General features: G+C 61.8%; 3 protein-coding genes and 1 pseudogene. All 4 read left to right on the top strand.

Features of this window, described 5'->3' with window-relative positions:
* The coding region (araB, locus tag KHQ28_RS27750; RefSeq protein ID WP_211777773.1) for a ribulokinase at nt 1–1,482 on the top strand (1,482 nt) is incomplete at its 5' end.
* A 10-nt stretch (nt 1,483–1,492) separates the two neighbouring features.
* Complete coding sequence (gene araA, locus KHQ28_RS27745; RefSeq protein ID WP_032419411.1) at nt 1,493–2,995, top strand: L-arabinose isomerase; 1,503 nt, start codon at nt 1,493–1,495, stop codon at nt 2,993–2,995.
* A 137-nt stretch (nt 2,996–3,132) separates the two neighbouring features.
* A complete protein-coding gene (gene araD / locus KHQ28_RS27740) occupies nt 3,133–3,828 on the top strand; it encodes an L-ribulose-5-phosphate 4-epimerase (RefSeq protein ID WP_032419412.1) in 696 nt (231 codons plus the stop codon).
* Between the two features lie 175 nt (nt 3,829–4,003).
* Nucleotides 4,004–4,243: pseudogene (locus KHQ28_RS27735) on the top strand (DNA polymerase II); the annotation flags it as partial.

Here is a 4,243-nt window from a genome sequence, read left to right as displayed (position 1 = left end):
CGCGCCGACGTCGTGGGCATTGGCGTCGACAGCACCGGCTCAACTCCGGCTCCCGTCGATGCCGAGGGCAACGTGCTGGCGCTGCGCGAAGAATTCGCTGACAACCCTAACGCCATGTTTGTCCTGTGGAAGGATCACACCGCGGTCGAGGAAGCCGAGGCGATCACCCGCCTGTGTCACCAGCCGGGCAAAGAGGATTACTCGCGCTATATCGGCGGGATCTACTCCAGCGAATGGTTCTGGGCCAAAATCCTTCACGTCACCCGCGAAGATAGCGCCGTCGCCCAGGCAGCCGCCTCGTGGGTAGAGCTTTGCGACTGGGTGCCCGCCCTGCTCTCCGGTACTACGCGTCCGCAGGATCTGCGCCGCGGCCGCTGCAGCGCCGGACATAAATCGCTGTGGCATGAGAGCTGGGGCGGTCTGCCGCCGGCCAGCTTCTTCGATGAGCTTGATCCCATCATCAACCAGCATCTGGCCTGGCCGCTGTTCACCGATACCTGGACGGCCGATGTGCCGGTCGGCACGCTGAGCGCAGAGTGGGCCCAGCGCCTGGGTCTGTCGCAGAGTGTGGCCATCTCCGGCGGCGCCTTCGACTGCCACATGGGCGCCGTTGGCGCCGGCGCGCAGCCTAACGCGCTGGTGAAAGTCATCGGCACCTCCACCTGCGACATTCTGATCGCCGATAAAGAGAGCGTCGGCGAGCGCACGGTCAAAGGCATCTGCGGCCAGGTCGACGGCAGCGTGGTTCCACACTTTATCGGCATGGAGGCAGGCCAGTCCGCCTTCGGCGATATTTACGCCTGGTTTGGCCGCATTCTCGGCTGGCCGCTGGAGCAGCTGGCTCAGCAGCAGCCGGCGTTGCGCGAGCAAATCAAAGCCAGTCAAAAACAGTTACTGCCGGCGCTCACCGAAGCCTGGGCCAACAATCCATCGCTGGAGCATCTGCCGGTGGTGCTCGACTGGTTCAACGGCCGCCGCACGCCGAATGCCAACCAGCGCCTGAAAGGGGTGATCACCGACCTTAACCTGGCCACCGACGCGCCGGCGCTGTTCGGCGGTCTGATCGCCGCCACCGCCTTCGGCGCTCGCGCCATTATGGAGTGCTTCACCGAGCAGGGGATCCCGGTTAACAACGTCATGGCGCTTGGCGGTATCGCGCGGAAAAACCAGGTCATCATGCAGGCCTGCTGCGACGTGCTGAACCGTCCGCTGCAGATTGTCGCCTCCGATCAGTGCTGCGCGCTGGGGGCGGCTATCTTCGCCGCCGTCGCCGCCGGCGTCTATGAGGATATTCCAGCCGCCCAACAGCGGATGGCAAGCCAGGTGGAAACTACCCTGCAGCCGCGTCCGGCGCAGGCACAGCGTTTCGAACAACTCTATCAGCGCTACCAGCAGTGGTCGGTCAGCGCGGAACAACACTATCTCCCTTCGGCTGCAAAGGCGGAAAAAGCCCCGCAATCTCAGGCAGCGCTCACCCATTAAGGATACGAAAATGACGATTTTTGATAACTATGAAGTATGGTTCGTTATTGGCAGCCAACATCTGTACGGCCCGGAAGCCCTGCGCCAGGTGACGAAGCATGCCGAACATGTGGTGAACAGCCTGAATGCGGAAGCCAAACTGCCGTGCAAACTGGTCCTTAAGCCGCTGGGCACCACCCCGGACGAGATCACCCATATCTGCCGCGACGCCAACTACGATGACAAATGCGCCGGGTTAGTGGTCTGGCTGCATACCTTCTCGCCGGCAAAAATGTGGATCAACGGCCTGACCATCCTCAATAAGCCGCTGCTGCAGTTCCATACTCAGTACAACGCCGCGCTGCCGTGGGACAGCATCGATATGGACTTTATGAACCTGAACCAGACCGCGCACGGCGGCCGCGAGTTCGGCTTCATCGGCGCCCGTATGCGTCAACAGCACAGCGTGGTCACCGGCCACTGGCAGGATAAAGAGGCCCACCAGCGTATCGGCGGCTGGATGCGTCAGGCGGTCTCCAAACAGGATACCCGTCATCTGAAAGTGTGCCGTTTCGGCGATAACATGCGCGAAGTGGCGGTGACCGACGGCGATAAAGTCGCGGCGCAGATTAAGTTTGGCTTCTCGGTGAACACCTGGGCGGTCGGCGATCTGGTGCAGGTGGTGAACAGCATCAGCGACGGCGATATCAGCGCCCTGGTCGATGAATATGAGAGCAGCTACCGTCTGACCCCGGCAGCGCAGGTTCACGGCGAGAAGCGCCAGAACGTGCTGGACGCCGCGCGCATTGAGCTGGGGATGAAACGCTTCCTCGAACAGGGCGGTTTCCACGCCTTTACCACCACCTTTGAAGATCTCCACGGCCTGAAACAGCTCCCGGGTCTCGCCGTACAGCGCCTGATGCAGCAGGGCTACGGCTTTGCCGGCGAGGGCGACTGGAAAACCGCCGCTCTGCTTCGCATCATGAAGGTGATGTCAACTGGTCTGCAGGGCGGCACCTCCTTTATGGAGGATTACACCTACCACTTCGACAATGGTAACGATCTGGTGCTCGGCTCGCACATGCTGGAATTGTGCCCGACGATCGCCACCGCCGAGAAACCGATCCTCGACGTTCAGCCGCTGGGCATCGGCGGCAAAGCGGATCCAGCGCGCCTGATCTTCAATACTCAAACCGGCCCGGCGATCGTCGCCAGCCTGATCGACCTGGGAGACCGCTTCCGTCTGCTGGTCAATACCATCGAAACCGTCCCAACGCCGCACGATCTGCCGAAGCTGCCGGTGGCCAACGCCCTGTGGAAAGCGCAGCCGGATCTGCGTACCGCGTCGGAAGCCTGGATCATCGCCGGCGGCGCGCACCATACCGTCTTCAGCCATGCGCTGAACCTCGACGATATGCGCCAGTTCGCCGAGCTGCATGATATCGAGCTGACCGTCATCGACAACGATACCCGTCTGCCGTCCTTCAAGGACGCGCTGCGCTGGAATGAAGTGTATTACGGTTCAAAACGCTAAGAGGCTGTCCCCTCACCCTTCCCCTCTCCCCGTTGGGGAGAGGGGACCGACCGGGCGCCATGCCGCCTTTCTCCCTCTCCCGCCGGGAGAGGGTCGGGGTGTGGGATACCCGACTCGCCTGCTATTCGGAGCACACTATGTTAGAAGATCTTAAACGCCAGGTGCTGGAAGCTAACCTGGCCCTGCCAAAGCATAATCTGGTGACCTTAACCTGGGGCAACGTCAGCGCCGTCGACCGCGAGAAAGGGATGTTCGTGATCAAACCCTCCGGTGTGGATTACCGCGTGATGACCGCCGACGATATGGTGGTGGTCAGTCTGGAGAGCGGCGAAGTGGTAGAGGGTAATAAAAAGCCCTCGTCGGATACCCCGACCCATCGCCTGCTGTATCAGGCCTTCCCGACGCTGGGCGGCATTGTGCATACCCATTCGCGCCACGCCACCATCTGGGCGCAGGCCGGGCAATCTATTCCCGCGACCGGCACTACCCATGCCGACTACTTTTATGGCCCGGTGCCCTGCACCCGGTTAATGACCGATGCGGAGATCAACGGCGACTATGAGTGGGAAACCGGCAACGTGATTGTCGAAACCTTCCGCCAGCAGGGAATCGACCCGGCGCAGATGCCCGGCGTGCTGGTCCATTCCCACGGCCCGTTCGCCTGGGGCAAGAACGCCGAAGACGCGGTGCATAACGCCATCGTGCTGGAAGAGATCGCCTATATGGGGATTTTCTGCCGCCAGCTGGCGCCGCAGCTGCCGGCTATGCAGCAGACCCTGCTGGATAAGCACTATCTGCGTAAGCATGGGGCCAAAGCCTACTACGGCCAATAATCACCCTGCTCGCGCTGCGCTTAGCAGGGCCAGGGCTCTGCGCCATCTGGTAGCCTGGATAAGGCGCAAGCCGCAATCCGGGGCAACATTAGCGCCGAACACCTGTATAAAACCCCAGCGCCCCTCATGAAACCAGGCTATAATCAGGCTTGGTTTTTTATCGGCGAGAATACCCGTGACCCAGCCACGAGCAGGATTTTTACTCACCCGTCACTGGCGGGACACTCCGCAGGGCACCGAGCTCTCCTTCTGGCTGGCCACCGACGACGGTCCGCTGCAGGTAACCCCCCGCCGCAGGAGTCCGTCGCCTTTATTCCCGAAGCGCAGCGGGCGCAGGCTGAACGGCTGCTGCAGGGGGAGAAAGGGCTCCGCTTCGCCCCGCTGGCCCTGAAAGATTTCCACCGTCAGCCGATTG

The organism is Klebsiella sp. 28, from assembly GCF_018223905.1.
GTDB classification, from domain to species: Bacteria; Pseudomonadota; Gammaproteobacteria; order Enterobacterales; family Enterobacteriaceae; genus Klebsiella; species Klebsiella pneumoniae.
The sequence above is the reverse complement of the archived record's forward strand: the minus strand, read 5'-3'. Positions and strand labels throughout refer to the sequence as shown.